At 69.5% G+C, this 18172-nt stretch carries 19 protein-coding genes, 1 tRNA gene, 2 pseudogenes and 1 riboswitch; of the genes and pseudogenes, 10 read left to right on the forward strand and 12 right to left on the reverse strand.

Annotated features, from left to right (window positions below; genetic code table 11):
* The first annotated feature begins 21 nt into the window (after positions 1-21).
* A complete protein-coding gene (locus tag HDA32_RS29215; protein ID WP_179646207.1) occupies positions 22-1158 on the forward strand; it encodes a winged helix DNA-binding domain-containing protein in 1137 nt (378 codons plus the stop codon).
* Positions 1159-1234: 76 nt separating this feature from the next.
* On the opposite strand, the gene HDA32_RS29220 is transcribed toward HDA32_RS29215, so the two are convergent.
* Both HDA32_RS29220 and HDA32_RS29225 read right to left on the reverse strand, forming a co-directional pair.
* Positions 1235-1774 (reverse strand): hypothetical protein, encoded by a 540-nt coding sequence (locus tag HDA32_RS29220; RefSeq protein ID WP_179646208.1) that lies wholly within the window; start codon positions 1772-1774, stop codon positions 1235-1237.
* A 425-nt stretch (positions 1775-2199) separates the two neighbouring features.
* Positions 2200-2508 (reverse strand): hypothetical protein, encoded by a 309-nt coding sequence (locus HDA32_RS29225; protein WP_179646209.1) that lies wholly within the window; start codon positions 2506-2508, stop codon positions 2200-2202.
* Between the two features lie 179 nt (positions 2509-2687).
* A riboswitch (guanidine-III (ykkC-III) riboswitch) is annotated at positions 2688-2757 on the forward strand.
* A gap of 22 nt (positions 2758-2779) precedes the next feature.
* On the opposite strand from HDA32_RS29225, the gene HDA32_RS29230 reads away from it, so the two are divergent.
* Entirely contained in the window at positions 2780-3094 is a 315-nt protein-coding gene (locus HDA32_RS29230; RefSeq protein ID WP_179646210.1) for a DMT family transporter, read from the forward strand.
* Positions 3095-3097: 3 nt separating this feature from the next.
* Here the strand turns inward: HDA32_RS29230 and HDA32_RS31640 are convergent, their stop codons facing one another.
* Entirely contained in the window at positions 3098-4009 is a 912-nt protein-coding gene (locus HDA32_RS31640) for a CPBP family intramembrane glutamic endopeptidase (protein WP_179646211.1), read from the reverse strand.
* 269 nt (positions 4010-4278) lie between these two features.
* On the opposite strand from HDA32_RS31640, the gene HDA32_RS29240 reads away from it, so the two are divergent.
* From HDA32_RS29240 to HDA32_RS29245, 3 genes are all read left to right on the forward strand, one after another.
* Positions 4279-5043 carry a helix-turn-helix domain-containing protein gene (locus HDA32_RS29240; RefSeq protein WP_246335340.1) on the forward strand — a complete coding sequence of 255 codons (765 nt, stop codon included), beginning with the start codon at positions 4279-4281 and terminating at the stop codon, positions 5041-5043.
* A gap of 232 nt (positions 5044-5275) precedes the next feature.
* Positions 5276-5398: a DLW-39 family protein gene (locus tag HDA32_RS30380; RefSeq protein ID WP_285761418.1), complete on the forward strand. Its 123-nt coding sequence runs from the start codon at positions 5276-5278 to the stop codon at positions 5396-5398.
* Between the two features lie 203 nt (positions 5399-5601).
* Positions 5602-5674 (forward strand) — tRNA-Ala (locus HDA32_RS29245).
* A gap of 101 nt (positions 5675-5775) precedes the next feature.
* On the opposite strand, the pseudogene HDA32_RS31975 reads toward HDA32_RS29245, so the two are convergent.
* The 3 genes and pseudogenes from HDA32_RS31975 to HDA32_RS29260 all read right to left on the reverse strand — a co-directional run.
* Positions 5776-6852 (reverse strand): annotated as a pseudogene (locus HDA32_RS31975) (tyrosine-type recombinase/integrase); the annotation flags it as partial.
* Positions 6853-6882: 30 nt separating this feature from the next.
* A complete protein-coding gene (locus HDA32_RS29255) occupies positions 6883-7119 on the reverse strand; it encodes a helix-turn-helix transcriptional regulator (protein ID WP_312863376.1) in 237 nt (78 codons plus the stop codon).
* Positions 7116-8811, reverse strand: a pseudogene (locus HDA32_RS29260) (replication initiator). Before HDA32_RS29260 ends, HDA32_RS29255 begins: the two are co-directional and overlap by 4 nt.
* A gap of 50 nt (positions 8812-8861) precedes the next feature.
* Between HDA32_RS29260 and HDA32_RS29265 the strand changes: the two are divergent.
* Positions 8862-9095: a hypothetical protein gene (locus HDA32_RS29265; RefSeq protein ID WP_179646213.1), complete on the forward strand. Its 234-nt coding sequence runs from the start codon at positions 8862-8864 to the stop codon at positions 9093-9095.
* On the opposite strand, the gene HDA32_RS29270 is transcribed toward HDA32_RS29265, so the two are convergent.
* From HDA32_RS29270 to HDA32_RS29290, 5 genes are all read right to left on the reverse strand, one after another.
* Positions 9092-10507, reverse strand: coding sequence for a cell division protein FtsK (locus tag HDA32_RS29270; RefSeq protein ID WP_179646214.1), 1416 nt, complete (start codon positions 10505-10507; stop codon positions 9092-9094). The two genes, HDA32_RS29265 and HDA32_RS29270, sit on opposite strands and share 4 nt — an antisense overlap.
* Positions 10507-10755 (reverse strand): hypothetical protein, encoded by a 249-nt coding sequence (locus tag HDA32_RS29275; protein WP_179646215.1) that lies wholly within the window; start codon positions 10753-10755, stop codon positions 10507-10509. Before HDA32_RS29275 ends, HDA32_RS29270 begins: the two co-directional genes overlap by 1 nt.
* A 98-nt stretch (positions 10756-10853) precedes the next feature.
* Entirely contained in the window at positions 10854-11270 is a 417-nt protein-coding gene (locus tag HDA32_RS29280; protein WP_179646216.1) for a plasmid replication, integration and excision activator, read from the reverse strand.
* Between the two features lie 112 nt (positions 11271-11382).
* Positions 11383-12114: a GntR family transcriptional regulator gene (locus HDA32_RS29285; RefSeq protein WP_179646217.1), complete on the reverse strand. Its 732-nt coding sequence runs from the start codon at positions 12112-12114 to the stop codon at positions 11383-11385.
* A gap of 226 nt (positions 12115-12340) precedes the next feature.
* Positions 12341-12601: a hypothetical protein gene (locus tag HDA32_RS29290; protein WP_312863377.1), complete on the reverse strand. Its 261-nt coding sequence runs from the start codon at positions 12599-12601 to the stop codon at positions 12341-12343.
* A gap of 561 nt (positions 12602-13162) precedes the next feature.
* Between HDA32_RS29290 and HDA32_RS29295 the strand changes: the two genes are divergently transcribed.
* The 3 genes from HDA32_RS29295 to HDA32_RS29305 all read left to right on the forward strand — a co-directional run bounded on the left by HDA32_RS29295 (position 13163) and on the right by HDA32_RS29305 (position 16738).
* On the forward strand, positions 13163-13942 hold the full coding sequence (locus HDA32_RS29295; RefSeq protein WP_179646219.1) for an aminotransferase class IV family protein: 780 nt from the start codon (positions 13163-13165) through the stop codon (positions 13940-13942).
* A gap of 35 nt (positions 13943-13977) precedes the next feature.
* A complete protein-coding gene (locus tag HDA32_RS29300) occupies positions 13978-14952 on the forward strand; it encodes an SUMF1/EgtB/PvdO family nonheme iron enzyme (protein ID WP_179646220.1) in 975 nt (324 codons plus the stop codon).
* A gap of 1138 nt (positions 14953-16090) precedes the next feature.
* On the forward strand, positions 16091-16738 hold the full coding sequence (locus HDA32_RS29305; RefSeq protein WP_312863378.1) for a DUF1707 and DUF4870 domain-containing protein: 648 nt from the start codon (positions 16091-16093) through the stop codon (positions 16736-16738).
* An 81-nt stretch (positions 16739-16819) separates the two neighbouring features.
* Here HDA32_RS29305 and HDA32_RS29310 read toward each other — a convergent pair whose 3' ends face one another.
* The gene (locus HDA32_RS29310; protein ID WP_179646221.1) at positions 16820-17392 is read right to left on the reverse strand and encodes a hypothetical protein; all 573 of its coding nucleotides are present in this window, start codon (positions 17390-17392) and stop codon (positions 16820-16822) included.
* Between the two features lie 249 nt (positions 17393-17641).
* Between HDA32_RS29310 and HDA32_RS29315 the strand changes: the two genes are divergently transcribed.
* The gene (locus tag HDA32_RS29315) at positions 17642-18169 is read left to right on the forward strand and encodes a peptidylprolyl isomerase (RefSeq protein WP_179646222.1); all 528 of its coding nucleotides are present in this window, start codon (positions 17642-17644) and stop codon (positions 18167-18169) included.
* The last annotated feature ends 3 nt before the right edge of the window (positions 18170-18172 follow it).

The following is an 18172-nucleotide window of genomic DNA, read 5'->3' on the forward strand; positions in this document are numbered from 1 at the left end:
TCCGCGAAGGGGAACACATCCATGTCCACAGTGCTCACCGACCACCACCTGCGCGTGATGCGCCTGCGGGCGCAGATGCTGACCGGCCCCCCGGCCGAGGACGCCGGCCGGGCGGTGCTCGGAGCGGCCGGTCTACAGGCCCAGGACGTGCGGGCCGTGCGCCTGGCGGTACGCGCCCGGACGGCGGGGCTCACGGCGGGCGACGTGCGAGGGGCCGTGGCGCGGGAGCGCTCGGTGGTCTGCACGTGGGCCATGCGCGGGACTCTGCACATGGTCGCCGCCGCTGACGTCGGCTGGCTGGTCGACCTGCTGGGCCCCGTGTACTCCGCACGCGGTCGGCGCCGCAGGCTCGAACTCGGCATCGACGACTGCACCGCCGAGCGAGGGCTGGCGGCGATCCGGGACGTCCTTGCCGGGGGCCGCGCGCTGTCCCGGGCGGAGTTGGTGGCCGAGCTCGCCGCGGAGGGGGTTCCGATCGAGACCGAAGGGCAGGCGCCCGCGCACATGGTCGCGTTCGCCGCGATGCGCGGCGTGATTTGCCGGGGACCGGAGCGGGAGGACGAGGAACCCACTTACGTGCTGCTGCGCGACTGGGTCGGGCCCTGGGAGCCGCGCAGTCCGGAGTCCGCGCAGGCGGAGCTGGTCCGCCGTTATCTGGCCGCGTACGGTCCCGCGACGCCCGCCGACTTCAGGGCCTGGTCGGGGTTGCCCGCCCGGGCGGTGCGGCAGGGCTGGGATTCGGTCTCGGGAGAGCTGGCCGAGGTCGCGACCTCGGCCGGTGCCGCGTGGATGCTCGGCGGGACGCGGATCCCCGACCAGGCCGATGGTGAACCGGTCGGCGAACCGGTCGGCGGCGGGCCGCGGGTCCGCCTCCTGGGCGCCTACGACACCTACCTGCTCGGGCACCGCGGCCGTGACCTGGTCCTGCCGCCCGGGTACGCCCGGCGGATCCAGGCGGGCGGCGGGGTCGTCCACCCGGTGCTCCTGGTGGACGGGGAGGTGGTCGCCAAGTGGCGGCGGGAGCGGCGCGCCGGTGCCGTGGCCGTGGAGCCGTTCACCCGGCTTGCCCCCGCGGTCCTCACGGAGCTGGAGAAGGAGGTGGCGGACCTTGGACGCTTCCTCGAAATGTCGACAAATCTACAGGTTGCTGACTCATGATTCGGCTGGACCGAAACAGGGGAAGGGGGCGGGGCAGGCCACGAGGGCGGTCCGCTTGGCCGCTCCTCCGGTCTCGTCAGCGCGTGTCCGGCTTCGCGCGGCGGCGGCGACGGGCGTCGCCGTAGAGCGAAACCTGTTCGTCGACGTGCGTGCTCGACTCCATGTCGACAAAAGCACCGGCCGGCAGGGGGCCGTAGCCGATGTTGAACGTCCACAGCGCGTACCACCAGCGCCCCGAGGAGGTGATGAACCGGTGGTTCGCCCGGTAGCGGGCGAACGCGCCGGGGTGGATCCGGAACAGTTCGCGCGGCCGCCGTCGGGGGAACGCGTCGTCGACGGAGGTGCGGTGGACGACGAGCAGGCCGTCGTGCTCCTCGAACCGCAGGCCGAACTCGCGCGGCACGCGCTCGGCGAACGGGTCGAACGTCTCCTCGACGCGGTAGCCGTCCTCGTCGCGCATCCGAACCCGGTGCACCAGGACCGGCCCGGCGCCGGTGGTCCCGTGCGGCAGCGGGAAGGCCCCGGCCAGTCCGGCGCGTGCGTTCGCCGCTTCGGCGCCGCGGCGCTCCTTCGGCCACGAGACGGTGATCCGCTGCACCGTGATCTGCTGCCTCATGCCGTTCATTGTGCTGCCGACCGGAGCGGGCCGGCACCCGGTTTTCACGGCTCGGGCGCCGGGGCGGCGGGCAGGCGGCGGCCTCGCCGCGCCGCGAGGAGGGGCGCGGCGGCCGGGGACGCCTTCACCCGCGGAAGGCCTGTGGCCTCCCGGGACAGGACGACGGGGGTGTCACTCCTCTTCGGAGTCCACCCCCACCGGTGTTTCCATCAGCTGGCGCACCAGCGCCATGAACTCTTCGTCGCTCATCGCGGCCCAGTCCACACGCTCGTTCATGTTGAGCGATTTCCCCGGCTTCAAGATCAATAAGCCTCAAAGGCGGCCAATCGGCCGGGAAATCTGAGTAAATTCAGCGCTCCACCGGGGTTTCCGTGCCGACGCGGCCGCTTTGACGTGGGATTCCGTGGACCGGCGGGCGACGCGGCTCAGATGCGCCGGTTCACCGCCGCGCGGCATTGCGGGCACCGGCAGCGCTTGTTGTAACCGGTGACCGTTCCGTGCGGAAGACCGGGATCGCGCTCGGCCGTGAGGGTGGCGTCGAGCTGGTCGCCGAAGGCGCTCAGGATGCGCGCGGCGGCGAACACGCGTTGAGGGCTCACGCCCAGGTCGCGGGCTGCGTCGTCGATGTGGACCCCCGTGCGCAGTTTCGCGATCAGCCGCGACCGCGTGGGCGGTGGGATCTCCTCCTCCGCTGTTGCGATCAGCTTCTCTGCGTCGTCAATGGGTTGGCTCATCGGTTTCCTAGCGTGGCCACGGGGACGGTCCCCCGATCGTCCATCCTGCATCGTACGCGCTGTCGTCCGGCGGCGGACCCGCGCGGACCGGCGCAGATCGCGGCGCCCGGCCCGCGCTGCGGGGGCCGGCGGGAGGTGCGGGGCGGGAATCCCGCCGATCACGGGACGGTTATGATCGAGAGAGGGCGCGACCATGCGCCCGCCCCCGGACGAGGTGCACCGTACCCGGTCATGACAAGACGGCGCGGACCCTGAATTCGGAGGCGAAACAATGGCTTGGGTTCTGCTCGTCATCTCGGGCTTCCTCGAAACCGCATGGGCGACCGCGCTGGCGGCGTCAAAGGGCTTCACCCGGTTGTGGCCGACGGTCACCTTCCTGATCACCCTGACCCTGAGCATGGGCGGTCTGGCGCTGGCCCTGCGCTCGATCCCGGTCGGCACCGGCTACGCGATCTGGGTGGGCATCGGCGCGGTCGGAACCGCGGTCGTCGGCATGCTCTGGTTGGGCGAGGCGGTCAGCGTCGCCAAGATCCTCTGCCTGCTCCTCATCATCGCCGGCATCGTCGGCCTGAAGCTGCTGCACTAGCCGCTACGGCCGGCCGGGGCCGCCGCGGGCTCGTTCGGCGCCGCCGGGCAGCCCCCGGCGGCGCAGGAGTGCCGTCAGCACCAGGATCCCCATCAGGATCACCGGGATCGCGGCGACGGCGGCCGCGTCGGGCCGGCCCTGGGCGTCGCGCAGGCCGAGGCCGCCGGCCGCCAGGGGGAACACCACGGCGTCGAAGGCCCCGTGCAGCGCGCAGGCACCCCACAGGGTCCGGTCCCACAGCACGTAGAGGGCGGCGAAGACGCCGAAGGCGAACAGCAGGACCGGGTGGAGCGCCGACGCCGGCCCGCCGCCCGGGCGCCAGGCGGCGAAGAGGACCGCCTGGCCGAGGATCGCGAGGGGCACGCCCAGCTGCCGGGCGAGTGCGTGCAGCAGCCAGCCGCGGGCGAGCAGTTCCGCGCCGACGCCCTTGGCCAGTGACGCCACCAGGTACACCAGCCCCAGCAGCACCGCTCCCGCGACTCCCCGCGGTGCCGCTGCGGCGGCGGTGGGCTCGGCGGCCCCCGCCGCCCACGCGAGGGCCGTGCCGCAGCCGCCCAGCCCCGCGCCGACCAGCAGCCCGCGCAGCACCTTCCGCCACGGCACCTTCGCGGTCAGCCCGATGTCGCGGATCCGCAGCCGCAGGCGTCTGCGCAGGTAGACGCCGAGCAGGATCGTCGTGATGGCGAGCGTCGCCACCTGGACGAGCAGGTGCACGGCCCCGTGCGGGGCGGTCCAGGACTGCGCGTCGTCCCCGAGCCGCAGCACCGATCGCACGGGCAGCGAGATGAGCACCGCGCCGCCCAGGGCCGCGGCGCCCACCGCGCAGTAGACGGCCACCGCTTCGGCGGCGCCGAGGAGGCGCCGCCCGGCTCCGGCTCCCGGTCCCTCGTGGCCGCCGCGCGCGTCCTTCCCCATTCCGCCTCCCGTAATGCGGCCATCCGTAACATTAATATCGTTTCGTCCCGGAAGGCGTACAACGAAACACATTTCGGCGTCCACGGGTGACGAAAATCCGCGATTCGCCGTCCGATTTCTAGAAACTCATTGCTAGAGGCTAGGTCGAGTGCTTCTCTGGTGTCACAGCACCAGTACTCCGCGTGTACGGAAATGACGCCATGACCAGCCCCACAGTCCGCCGTCGACGTCTTTCCGCCGAGCTGCGCAGGCGGCGCGTACAAGCGGGAATGACACTCAGCGACGTCGCCTTCGAGCTCGAATGGTCCCCCGCCAAACTCGGGCACATCGAGACCGGTATCCGCAAATGGCCCTCGGTCATGGAGGTCTCCGCGCTGCTCAAGCTGTACGGGGTCACGGGAGGTCAGCGTGAGGCGATCCTCACACTGGTCCGCGAGTCGCGGCTGCGGCCGTGGTGGACCGAGTACGAGGACGTGCTCTCCTCGGCCTACGTCGGCAACGAGGCCGGCGCCGTGGTCATCGACACCTACACCGGCATGCTCGTTCCCGATCTCCTGCAGGCCCCGGAGTACACCGCCGCGCTGGCCCGCTCCCAGGGGCGCTCCCCCCACGCGGTCGAGCGGATGGTGGCCGCCTTCCTCAAGCGCCAGGACGTGCTCGACCGCGACAACCTGGAGCGCTACCACGCGGTGGTCGAGGAGGACGCCCTGCACCGCATCGCCTCCGATCCCGCTCTGCTGCGCGCGCAACTGTGCCGCATCGTCGAGCTCGCCGAGGCCGACAACCGGATCACCGTCCAGCTTCTGCCCACCTCGGTCGGGCTGCACGCCGGTGCCGCCGGCCCGTTCGCGGTCCTGGGGTTCGACGAGGGCGAGAGCGCGCTGGCCTTCGTCGACGCCACGCACGGCGGCGCGATCGTGGAGTCGGAGGAGGCCGTCGCCCGCTGCCAGGAGGTGTGGCGGCGCCTCACCGGCGCCGCGGCGGCCCCGGACGCCACGCTCGTCGCGCTGAGGCGGTTCGCCCTGCTCGCGTGAGCGCTCGCCGGTCCGCCTCCGGCCATCGGGGGACCGGAGGGCGGAAACACCCCGAGTGGCCGGGGAAGAACCCTCTCGGGTTGCTAGTCTGCTTGGGGACAAACCCGTAAAGTTCCCTACTGACACCGCACGCTCGGTCGTACGGGCAGGGCGGCCCGGCCGCGACCCTGAACCCCCGAGCTGCACGGTCAGTTCTGATCAAGATCCGTGAAGGAAGTAAGGGGTCCTCACCGTGAAGAAGATCATCGTCCTGGTGCTGGTGGCCCTCGGGGCGTTCGCCGTCTACCGCAAGATCCAGGCCGACCGCGCCGAGCTCGACCTGTGGACGGAAGCCACGGCGGCCAGCGACAACTAGGTTCAGCAACGCAGTCGGCCGCGGCACGTCCCCGACGTGCCGTCGGTCGCTGTCGTGCCGCGAGGGATCCGGGGTCCTGTCGTCGGCCGCCGCGCGCGTCCGGCGCCCCCGGTCTCTCGGTTCGGCGGACTTCGCCGTCCGCCGGGGCGGTATGCTCTCGTTGTCCGTGTCCTCGCCCGGCCGAGGTGCGGCACACCCGTCGAGGGGCCATAGCTCAGATGGCAGAGCGCCGGTTTTGCATACCGGAGGTCAGGGGTTCGACTCCCCTTGGCTCCACAAGCGAATAAGCAGGTCAGCAGAGACACCGACGGCCGCCCGCTCGATCGAGCGGGCGGCCGTTGCACATTCAGTGCACATGCCGGTGGCAGGTGTCCGTAAGTGTCCAGGGTCATGGTCGCGGTCTTGTGCCCGAGCATGGTCTGTACGACCTTCACGTCCGCGCCGGAGGCGATCGCCAGGGACGCCGCGGTGTGCCGGAGCTTGTGCGCGGTCACCTTCAACTCGGCGAGGCCGGCCCCCGCCACCGCGGGAGTGAAGACCCGCCGTCGGAAGTTGTCGTAGTACAGCGGGCCGCCTTGGGGAGCGGTGAACACGAGGCCGCCGCCGTCCTTGTCCTTGATCAGCGGGCGAAGCTCCTTCACCAGGAAGGCTGGGATGGGCACCGCGCGCTGTTCGTGGTTCTTGGGCGTTTCAAGGTAGAGCTTGCCGGATTCGCGGCCGTAGGTCTCGACGATCTGGATCCGCTTGCGCCGCAGGTCGATCCGGCCGACCTTCAGCGCCGACAGTTCGCCCCAGCGGAGCCCGGTGTAGGCCAGGAGCAGCACCAGCACCCGGTAGTCACCCGCCTTGGAAGCGAGCTTTTCGACCTGCACATGGTCAAGGTAGACGTGCTCGGTCGGCACGATCAGCGGCAGGCTCACACCGAGGGCCGGATTCGTCATGATCCGGTTCGCCTTCACGGCCCAGGCGAGTACCTGGAACAGCGTGTAGTAGACCTTCCGGACGTAGGACGCGCTCAGTCTGCCCCCGCGTTTGCCCGGTTCCGTGACGAGCCGGTTCACCCAGTCGGCCACAGCTTCGAACCGCACCCGGTTCACCGGGACCGTCCCCCACTCGGGGAGCACGTAGTTATCCAGGTGTTCGCGGTAGTCGCGCCGGGTCGAGCGCTTCAGATGGTGCTGTGCGGCCAACCACTTCTCCGCGAGCTCGGCGACCGACACCTTTCCGGCAGCCGGATCCCGGAAGGTTCCCGTGTCGAGCTGGCCCTCGATCTCGGTTTGCCGCTTCTCCGCCTTCGGTTTCTTGGCGAACGTCTCGCTTCGGATCTTCCCTGCGGGGTCGTAGTAGCGGACCTGCCACCGAGCCGGAGGAGTCCGCTTGGCCTTCTTCGCTCGGGCCACCGCGTCGCGGTAGGCCTTGTCCTTGGTCCGGTCGTAGATCCACGCCCTGGCCATCGGGGCGCCTCCTTTCCATCGGGCACGCGGTCAGGGCTGTTGCAAGACCCAGGAATGGACTTCTGCGGGGTCGTACCGGATGTGACGGCCGATGCGGTGTGACGGGGGGCCGGTCTCCAGATACCGCCACTGGTAGGGCGTCTTCACGGGCAGGCCGAGGAACGCGGCGGCATCCTGCACCGACCACAGGGACTGCATGTGCCGCGGCTGCGGCACGGTGTGTTCCTGCCCGCTGTCGAGGACACGGGGAACGGTCGCGCTGTTCATGCCGCCCTCTCTCCGGTTGCCGAAAGATCGGTTTGTTGTGTCTGCCGTGCCGCGTCGAGTTGGGCGCGGCGTTTGAGCGACTCCCCCACCGCGCGCAGGAGCCGGTGTTCGCGTGGGGGTACGTCGGGGTCGGTGGGTCGGGCGAGTTCCCAGGCGATGTCGTTACCGGCCACGGCCAGCCGGATCGGCGAGCCGGGTTGCCCGGTGTCGTCGTCGGGGCCAGCGTCGGGGTCGACGCCGAGGGCGTCGAGGACCCAGGCGAGTCGGTCGGCCTTGTGGTCGGCCAGGGTCTTGCCGGACCATTTGCGCGAGACCAGCACGCGGCGTCCGGCGTAGCCGAGGTGTTCGCGCTTGTGGGCTTTGGAGCGGCAGTAGCCGGGGCGCAGGCCCGCTTTGGCGTCTTGGGGTTGGATGCCGTATCGGAGCCAGTTGGCGCAGCGCGGCGAGCAGGGTTCGAACCGCAGCGCTTCCACGAGCCGGTCAACGTGGCGCTGTTGGGCGTCGGTGTTGATCGTGTGGCAGTCGGCGATGTCCTTGGTCAGGTACTTGGCCAGGTAGCGCACGCACCGGTCCGCGTCGGCCGAACCCGCGAGCACGCCCTTGGCGTCGACCTGCGGCCCGAAGCGCACCACGTGCATCGGTTCGGCGTCCGGGTTCGGCGTCGAGGGCGTCCAGTGCCTCATCCCAGGTGGGCAGGAGTTCACCGGTCGTCGTGTCGACATAGGTGTTTGCCTCCTCGTCCCACACCGGCAAATCCGCGCCGTCGTAGACCACCTCGTCGGCTGGAGGCCACCACACCTGGTGGTAGGTGGCCGCCGCGATCTGGCGCAGCTCGGCGCGCGGGATGGTGCCCCGGGTGGCCATGTGCAGGTGCGGCGCCAGGCGGCGCTGGGGTTCGACGGCGGCGAAGTACTGCACCTCGAAGCCGGCCACCCGGCGCAGGTTCTGCACGAACCGGTCGATCAGCTTGGAGAAGTGCAGCGCATCGCGCGCCGCCCGCCGGTAGTCATACGCCGAGGGATCCACCGGGGTCCCATCAGAGCGCATCCGCCCGTAGCTGTCACAGGTCAGGGTGACGAACAGCGAGGGACGGAACACCTTGCCCGAGGCCGGGTCTTGGAAGGCCTGGCCCACGGTGCGCCGCACCATCGGCCGCTTCGGCAACTCCGGAGCGTCCTGGCGCCTGCGGGTGGAGCGCACCCGCCGCGGCTTGGACGGGCCCGGATCCGGGGAGGCAGCGGCCCTGCCCCGCAGCCCGGATGCGGTGATCTCCTCATCCAGGTCGGCAATGGCCGCATCCAGCGCCGCCAATGCATCCAGATCGGCACGGCCGGAGGAGGCCAGCGCGTCGCGTTCGGCGGTCACCATCGCGCGCTGCTCCACCCAGGCCCGCTGCACCTCGGAGGGGGCGTCGGGAACCACGGTGGGTTCCTCGGTGAGGTGCCAGCCCTCTTCGCACTGGGTGCGCCGGATCGAGCGCTTACGGCGCGCACACGCCGGGCAGCGGGATTCGAGCGTGGAGCCGCACGGCACATCGATGATCTCGGTGGCACCGGTGGCCAGGTCGGTGCGTCGGAGAGAGACCGGGCGGATGCAGACGCCCTTCTCCGCCGCGATGGTTTCGGCGACCTCCCGCGCCAGCGGCTGGGCCAGGCGCTCGGTGCGGGTGGTCTTGCCGGTCGGGGTGGGCATCAGCACTTCACCCCGCAGGCGGACGACCCCACGAGTCCACGGAGGCGCCCATGTCCCCGAAGTTCTATCGCACGGTGTCCCCGAAGTTCTACCGCGCGGTCCATACCTACTCCGCTGCCGTCTGGTTCGTGAGCGCGGCGTTCATGTTCGTCATGTACTGGCCGCTCTCGCATCTGCCGCTGCTGTTTGCTCTGGTGTTCGGCGGCGGAGCTCTGGTACTGGGAGTCCGCGACATCGTCAGAGCGGCCAGAGGACCCAGGCAGCCCCAAAAGAGCACGCATTAGACCGCACCACCGCCACGCCCACAGCCGCCCGCCATGGCGTCGATGTCGGCATCGCTGACGAACGCGGCCCGGACGCGGACCGGGGCCGGGGAGCCCTCCAGGCGGACGAAGGCCACGCCGGGGAGGTCCGGGTCGATCAGGTGGGCGTTGGCGCCCCTCTCGCGTGCGCCGTCGCCGAGCACCATGTCCACCTGGCTTGCTTCGTCCAGGCGTAGCGCGATCTTGTCGGGGAAGAGGTTGCGCAGGTTCAGCACCTCCTTGCGCGGATCCTGCAGCGCGGCCAGCACCGACACCCCGACCGAGCGGCCTTGGGAGGTGAGGGTGGCCAGCGCGTTCTCGGCGCGGCGGCGGATGTCGCGGTCGGGGTGGTAGGCGGTCACAAACGCGACCTCGTCGACCACCACGGCCACGAACGGATCCGCTTCGGTGGGCGTGTGGACGCGCTGTTTACCGGCGTAGCGCGCGGCCCGGTCCTGCATCATCGAGACCGCCGCTTCGAGCAGGCCCACCGCGGCTTCTCCGGTGTCGGCATACTCGGCGAACAGGGATCGGCCGTAGGACAGCTCCATCCGCTTGGGATCGACCGCCCACACCTGCGCCGTACCGTCCTCGATCGCGGGCAGCATCGCACGCACGGCCGACCAGATCACCGAACCCTTCCCCGCCCCGGTCACCCCCACCGTCAGGACATGGGTGCCGTGCAACCGCAGCCGCCACGGTGCGCCGTCCTCGCGCTTGCCGGCCGGCAGTGCCGCCAAGTCGACATGGCGCGGTACCGGCAAAGCGCCGATCGGCTCGGCCAGGGTGTCGAAGCGCGGGAACTCCAGCACCACATCCCGCGGCCCGTTCACCGTCACCCGGCACGACGGCGCGCCGAAGCCGTGCGCCAACTCCGTGACCCGCTGCTCCACGTCGGCCGGGGCGGTGCCGGCCACCAGGCGCACCCGCACCCGATCCGACCACGCAGAGCAGGTCACCCGCCGGATGCGCGGCAGGTACTGGCGCTCCTGGTAGGACTCCGCCAACCCCGCCACGACCAGCACCGGTTGCCAGTGCCGCCGATACACCCACACCCACCGCCAGGCCGCCAGCGCCCGCAGCGCCACCAGCCGCCGAAACGAGGACGGCCAGCGCCGCCACCACACCAGCAGCCCCACGTCCGCGACCGTCCAGACCACGGCTAGCGCCACCCAGCCGAAGGCGTGCCACACCGCCACCGAAACGGCCGCCGTGCCCACCGCGACGGGAAAGCGGACCGGTAGCCGCACCAGCAGGCCCACGAGCCGGGCGATCCAGCGGGCGAGGACGAAAATCCCCGGGGTCTCCACCACCGGGGTGGAGAACCGCACGGTCTGGGCCGGAACCGGCGCGGTGGGCTGCACCGCGGCCCCGGCGTTCCTGGAACGCAGCATCACACCTCACCGCCAAAGCCGTAGAAGGCGCGAGTCTCCTCAAGCTGGGCGCGCGCGTTCTCGGCGACCGCGTGGGTTTCCGGATCGTCGGATTCGGCGGCGATGCGGCCCAGCAACTCGGCCTTGCGTTCGAAAAACGCCACATCCTCGGCCGCAGTCGTGGGCGAGGCCCCGCCGAAACGGCCCAGGACCTCGGACAGGAAGTCCGCCACATCCCGGGCGGTCACGCGTTCTGGCTGTTCAGACATAACCTGGACACACCTCTTCCAAAGGATTCGCAGTTGGAGGGAGAGAAAGGGGCGGCCAACGGTGTTGCAGCACCAGGCCGCCCCGTCTGCATCAGGAGCTAAGCCGCGTCCTTCGCGGCAGCCGAAGCCGGAGCCGACTTGCGCCCCGCGCCGCCGGGAGCCTTCACCCCGCGCGCCCGCAGCGAGTAGGCCACCCGGGGACGGCGCCCGTTGTCATCCACATAGGGCATCACCGCCATCCCCTCGAACTCCACGGGTCGGAACGGCAGCCCCGGAACCTCATCGGGCAGCGTCGGGCAGACCTCGGCGGCAACCTTGACCTTCACGCTCTTGGCCTTGCCCCGCGCCTCCGGATCGGCGTCGATCACATCCACCGCCCACAGCGGCAACCCCGAGTCCCTGTCCAACTGCGGCCGCTTGGTCTCAAAATCGGTGATCGCCTCAACCCCCAGCGCATACGCCCCCGCCGGGAACACCGTCCCGAACGCCACCGGCAACGCACCCTGAATCGCCATCGGAACACTCCTCAACATTCGACTAATCGACCACTCGTCCGGTCGAGTTATTACAAAATAGCCGATCCAACTTGTTCGGACAAGTGATTAAGAGGAGTTCTCTTGGGTCTTCTCAGGAAGCCGGGTAGTTGTCTTCCAGTTCGTGCAGGTCACCGGGGAGGACGACGTCCGCGACCGCGATGACGCCCTCGGAGGCGTCGAGAATGCTGGCGATGACGCCGAGCACCGGGGTCCCCGAGTCGAGCTGGAGAAGCTCCCTTTCCTGCTCCGTGGCCAGCCGGGCCGACAGGCGCTCGGAGATGCGCGCCGGGCGCAGCTGCTTGACCGCCTGGAGGTGTTCCCTGACTCCGATGCTGATGACGTGCTCTTCTGCGAGGTCGGTTCCCGAAGCCACATCCAGTGGGAACCACAGGGTGACGAGTTCACTCGGAGAGCCGTCGTCGAGGATGACCCGTTGCCGCATGATCGCCGGGGAGTTCTCCGGCAGCTTCAGAGCGTCCGCGACCGTCGCCGGTGTGCTCGCGCGCCCAACGCCGGTGATCCTGCTGCCCTTGGGGTTCTCCGCCGCGTCGAAGGCGCTCGCCCCCGCGTGGGAGCGTTCGGCCGACTGCTCGGGCACTCCCTTGACGAAGGAGCCGCGCCCGTGCTCGCGCTCGATCCAGCCACGCATGCTGAGGATCTGCAAGGCCCGGACCACCGTGCTGCGGCCGGCCCCGAACTCGCGCACCATGCGCGACTCGGAGGGCAGCATCTCCCCCACCGGGTAAGTGCCGTCTTCGATGCGCTCTTGGACCGCCTGGACGATCTGCACGTATTTAGGAGGAGCGAACTCCAGATTCGACATGACAACCGTCCGGTGACTCTAGTACTCGTCTGGTCAAGCAGCATACTTCTGTTGCCGTGACCTGTCATGATCAGGGTGCAACCTTGCTGCACACGACTCCCCGGGGAGGCGGAAGCGCATCGAGAGGGCGGTGACCCCGGCCTCGGTCAGTGCGCTGCCGAGGTCACCACCCGTGAAGCGCGGCCGGTGGGAAGGCCGTTACCGAGGCACCCGACCGCGCGGCTTCCTAGGCCATCGGGGGAGTGTCGTTCCAGAACACGCCGTCTCCCACATCGGTGAGCCGTTCCGCGATCCACGGGGCCGACAGCAGCGAGCCACGGCCCGCCCGTGGAGGCGGGTCTTCGAGCTGGCGGACGAAGGCGTCAACGTCGGGCTCGATGAGCGTGGGTGCGTGATCGGCGCCGCGGTCGACGGCGGTGGCGATCCAGAGATGCTCGGTGCGCCGGATCGTCCAGCGTTCGGCGTAGCGCCTGCGGAGCAGCTTCAACAGGGGATCGTTCCCGCCGCTCATCCGGCTGCCCCAAGGACAGCGAACGCGGCAGGGACAGCGCGGTACCGCTGTTCGCGGCGCATCCGTTCGGCGGCTTCGCGCTCCTGGACGCGGCGCTCATGGACGAGAACGTAGGGGCGGACGTAGGAACGCCGGGGCCGGTACCGCCGTGAAGGGGAAAAGACTAGCCTTGTCATCGTTCCACCTGCTTCGATCAGGTTGGGACCACGCCCCCGGAGTGTTCGCAGCACTCGCGGGGGTCACTTGTCAGACGTCATGCGGCAGCCGCACCGGTCCCCGCGCAGACGGGGCACCGGATGGAACGGAGTCCGGAGGACACGCCCGGTTTAGGGCGCAGCACGACAACCTTGCGCGGTCGCACGCTCTTGCGTCCTCGTCCTCGGCAGGACCGGCACTTCTCAGCGGCTCGCGCATCACTCATGCATCAAGGTTCCAAGAGAAGCAAGGGCCTTTCCCATGTCCTGATACCGCCTCAGCGCTGAACTTTCACTGCACTTGGGCCTTTTTGCGGACCGGAGCCAATGCCAGACTGGGGCCATGGCAGAACTCAACGGCGTACCGGTCACAGCCGGTGAGCTTCAAACGCTCGCGCTGGTCAACTACGGTCACTTCACATCCATGCGGGTGGACGACCAGCACATTCGCGGACTTTCCCACCACATGGACCGACTCGTCAAGGACTGCCGCGAGGTCTTCGGCGCAGGACTCGACAGGGACCGAGCGCGCGAACTCGTCCGCCACGCGGTTGGGAACCAGACCGGATCATGCGTCGTGCGCGTGACCGTATTCGACCCCGCGCTTGAGTTGGGGCACCCCGGCGTTTCGGCCGATCCGCACGTGTTGGTCACCACCCGATCAGCGGCGGCATGGCCGCCGGCCCCGATGCGGGCCCAGTCGGCCGTCTACACGCGCGACATGCCGTTGGTGAAACACATCGGCCTGTTCGGCGCGATCAGGCACCGCCGCAACGCCCAACTCAACGGCTTTGACGATGCCGTGTTCATCGACACCGCCTCTTTCATTTCCGAAGGCGCCACCTGGAACATCGCCTTCTTCGATGGCGAACAGGTCGTCTGGCCGGACGCGGAGGTCCTTCCCGGGGTGACGATGCGTCTTCTGCAGCAGGTTCACGAGAAAACGGTGACCGCCCCCGTCAGCCTCCACGACCTGCACCAAATGCAGGCGGCGTTCGCAACCAATACAACGGTCGGCGTGCGCCCCATCACCGCCATCGACGGCATCGAGTTCCCCGCCGACCACGAGATCTTCGATTCCCTGCGCAAGGAGTACGAAGAGATCCCCGCGGAACAGATCTAAGGCTTTACACGTCTCCCTTACCCCCAGGAGAACCGATGTCTGCACCGACCATTCAGCTCTGGTCCGGGCGCGAGGTCCGCGCGCTCCGTGAGGCCAAGCGAATGAGCATCCGCGCGTTCGCCGCCCACCTCGGAGTGAGCGAGCGAATGGTGTCAAAATGGGAGAAGAACGGCGAGGACATTCACCCCCGCCCGGTGAACCAGCAGGCGTTGGACTCGTCCTTGGCCGCATCAAGCGCCGACGTTCAGGCCCGGTTCGAAAACCTCGTCGGCCCGGCAACGGCGACCGCGCGTGAGGAGCATCCCGAGCAGGCGGCGAAACAGGAGCCCGCTCCACCGTCCCTCAACGAACCGCACCAGGTGCGCCACCCCGTGGACGGCAAGCTGATGACCCTCGTCGAGGCCGGGGTCTACCTCTCCGGCGAGGGCAACGAGTCGGTCTACCTCCCCGCGTTCTACATCGACGTCTTTCCGACGACCAACGCCGACTACTCCCGCTTCCTCGCGGCAACCGGCCACCCCGCCCCGCAGCACTGGGAGAACGCCACACCTCCCGCCGACCTCTACGACCACCCGGTCGTATTCGTCACCTGGAAGGACGCCGCAGCCTACGCGAGCTGGGCCGCGAAGTCCCTACCGGCGAGCAGGCAATGGGAGAAGGCGGCACGAGGTACCCGGGGCGACGTCTATCCATGGGGGAGCCAGCGCACACCGGCCAAGTGCAACGTGCGTGAGAGCCAGCTCCGCAGCACAACACCCGTCAGCCGCTACCACAGCGGAGTGAGCCCGTACGGCGTCTACGACATGTGCGGCAACATCTGGGAATGGTGCTCCACAGAGTCCGAACCAGGCCGCTACGAACTCAAGGGCAGCGCGTTCACAAGCCCGTTCTTCCGGGCGACGCCGTCGAACTTCAACGACGCATCAACCGAGATGCTCGACGACGACACCGGGTTCCGCTGCGTCACCCCATCTGAAACCATGCAGGCCCTCTTGAAGCTCAACACGTGATCACTGCCGAATTGGGCTATGTGAGATCAAGGCGACGGCGCTTCGCGCCGTCGCACCGGCACGCCGGCCCCTCGCTCGGGCTGCGGGCTGCCGCCCGGTCCCGAGCGCGCGCCCGACGGCCGGGGCCAGCAGAGGCGAGCATCGCCTGAACCTCATCCGCCCCACGGGGTTGCGCCGTCGCCCACGGACAGGACACCGAAGCGCCACACGCCGACTCGATCATGCGCCCTCAACTATCCGGCGTTCTCGGTCCCGAGGCACTCGATCGCGCAACCCTGACCGTCTGCGGCTGAGCACTCGGCGCGATCGAGCACCTCGGACCGGAAACCGTGGTTACTCGCCGCCGCGGTTGCCGGGAAGGGGCGTAGCGTGGGTGGAAATGTAGCCCGCCGCGGCCGCCTCCCTCATCCCATAGGCGGCAGGGGAGGAGCGGGGGGCGATGCACATTCGGTGCACACCGTCGCGGGGAACGCGGGGAACGGGCGAGAAACGGCGGGATGCCCCCGTGCAGGTCACCGGTTATCCGTTCCCATCTCCGCAGGTGGCCCACTGCCGCTCAAACGATTTGCATACCGGAGGTCAGGGGTTCGACTCCCCTTGGCTCCACAAGCGAATAAGCAGGTCAGCAGAGACACCGACGGCCGCCCGCTCGATCGAGCGGGCGGCCGTTGCACAATCGCTGTGCTGCGCGCCTGCATCTGGAGACGCCGCCCGAGCTCCGGCAGCCCCCGCTTCGAGATCGCTTCAGAGGCCGTGGAAGCGTCCCCGCCCAACGCCTTTGCCAGCGGGGGCATGTCGGGGCCTCCTCTCGAGACCTCCATGGGAGGACGCGCTACCGGCAGGGGTCCCTTCGGATCCCCGTTCCTCGTTCCGGACGGCCCTGCGGGCGTTACCGCAGTGTTTGAAGGCCGAAGTGGGCGAGGGCCCGGCCGGCGCGCCGGGAACGAACGGGGCTCCGCGGTCGTCACACGGGATGACGCCCGACGGCTTTTTTCGTGCCGGAGCTCGAAATCAGGGTGGATTCAGGGTCCGTCCCTCATGCGCGGCACGGCGAGATCGCGCATGATGGAGATTCGAGCACCACGCGGACCGCCCCGATTGAAGGGGCCCGTCACCGGTGACGAGGCAAGGAGTGAGTGTGGCTGTGTACAACCCGTCCCCTCCGCCCTGGTCTTCGGGGCCGAAGGCGCGCCCGAACGCCCCCGCGGCAAACGCCCACCTGCGCCTCACCCACGCCGACCGCGACGCGGTGGCCGACCGGCTGAAGGACGCCTACGCCGACGGGCAACTCGACCACGACGAGTTCGAGGAGCGGCTCGACCTCGCCATGGGCGCGAAGGTGCGGGCCGACCTCGAACCGCTGCTCAGCGACCTCAACATCGATCGGCCCCGGACCTCGGCGCCCTCCGTGGCGGTCCCCACCGCCGGGGGGCCGGAGCCCGACAAGGAGGAGCGCGTCTGGGCGCTCGGCGGGCACCTCTCGGGCTACTTCACCCTCGCGCTCGGTCCGCTGGTGGTCCTGCTGCTCAAGGGCGGGACCTCGCCCTACGTCCGCCGCCAGGCGACGGAGGCGCTGAACTACCAGCTCAACTTCCTGATCTTCTCCATCCTGCTGCCGGTCATCGCGATCGTCACGCTCGGGCTCGGCCTCGTCGTGTACCTCTTCATGGTCCTGGGCTGGATGGTGCTGCCGCTGATCGCCGGCCTGGCCTCGGCGCTCGGCGCGAACTGGCGCTACCCGCTGACCTGGCGCATGATCAAGAACGAGCGGCGCGGGGTCCGGTAGGCTCCCCGCGCCCCGAACGACGGCGGCGGCCCCGCGATCGATCGCGGGGCCGCCGCCGTCGTTCGTGCGGTGCCGCGGCCGCTACTTGACGCGGCCGTTCAGCTCCTGAGCGGACTCCTTCGTCCCCTTGGCGGCGATGTCCTTGGCCTCCTTGGTGTCGGAGGCGGTCTCCTGCGCCGCGCCCTTGACCTTGCCCTTGGTCTCCTTGGCCTTGGCCGTGAGCTGGTCCTTGGTCTCGCGCACCTGCTCGCGCGCGCTGTCCAGGTTCTCCTGCCACTCGGCGTCCTGGGAGACCCGGCGCACCCGCAGCGCGCCGTACACGGCCGCGGCGCCGAGCGCGCCGACGCCGATGACGATCACCGAGCGGGGGATCCGCCCGAAGCGCCTGGCGGGCTTCGGGTCCACCCTGTGGGCCGCGGCGTTCAGGAGGTCGGCCACGCGCGGCGCGACGGTGTCCTCGACCCGCTGGGCGGCCGTCTCCAGGCGGGGGGCGGTCCAGCCGCGGGCCTGGGTGAGGCGCAGGGCTGCGTTGTCACGGGCCTGTTCCGCGTAGGGGCCCAGCCGCTCGGCCTGCTCGCGGGCGAGCTCCTGAAGGCGGATCAGTGCCGCCTCGGTCTCCGCATTGGCCTTGCGGCGCTTCAACGCGATCGACACGTTGACCTCCTTTGTTCCTAAGAGTGCTAGATGGCCCCCTGCCCGTTCCCGCGGCACCTATTCGCAGGGCCCGCGCCACAGGGCCCGAGATGACACCGTTATGGGCGTGTTACCTCAATATAGGTGTTCGGTGTTAATCGGCTCACGTCATGACACGCGGCGGCCGCCGGTGTGCCGCGGGGCAGGCCCGGGCGGGAGCAGGGCCGGTAACGTGGGAGCCGTAAGCACACACAACAGAAGGGCACCCAGGTGTCTGACGCCAACGGTCAGCCGCTCGCGCGGCTGAACACCAACAAGGGCGCGATCGTCGTCAAGCTCTTCCCCGACGAGGCGCCCGAGACGGTGGAGAACTTCATCGGCCTCGCCGAGGGCACGAAGCAGTGGGTGGACCCGCGCACGGGCCAGACCACCAGCGCCAAGCTCTACGACGGCACGATCTTCCACCGTGTCATCAAGGACTTCATGATCCAGGGCGGCGACCCGCTGGGCAACGGCCGCGGCGGTCCCGGCTACCGCTTCAAGGACGAGATCCACCCGTCCCTGAAGTTCGACCGCCCCTACCTGCTGGCCATGGCGAACGCGGGCGCCAACACCAACGGCTCGCAGTTCTTCATCACGGTGGTCGAGCCCAACTGGCTCAACGGCAAGCACACGATCTTCGGTGAGGTCGTCGAGGGCCGCGACGTCGTCGACGGCATCGCCACGGTGCAGACCGACCAGTTGGACAAGCCGGTCGACGACATCGTCATCGAGTCCGTCTCGATCGAGCGCGAGTAGGGC

The organism is Spinactinospora alkalitolerans (assembly GCF_013408795.1).
Classification (GTDB): domain Bacteria; phylum Actinomycetota; class Actinomycetes; order Streptosporangiales; family Streptosporangiaceae; genus Spinactinospora; species Spinactinospora alkalitolerans.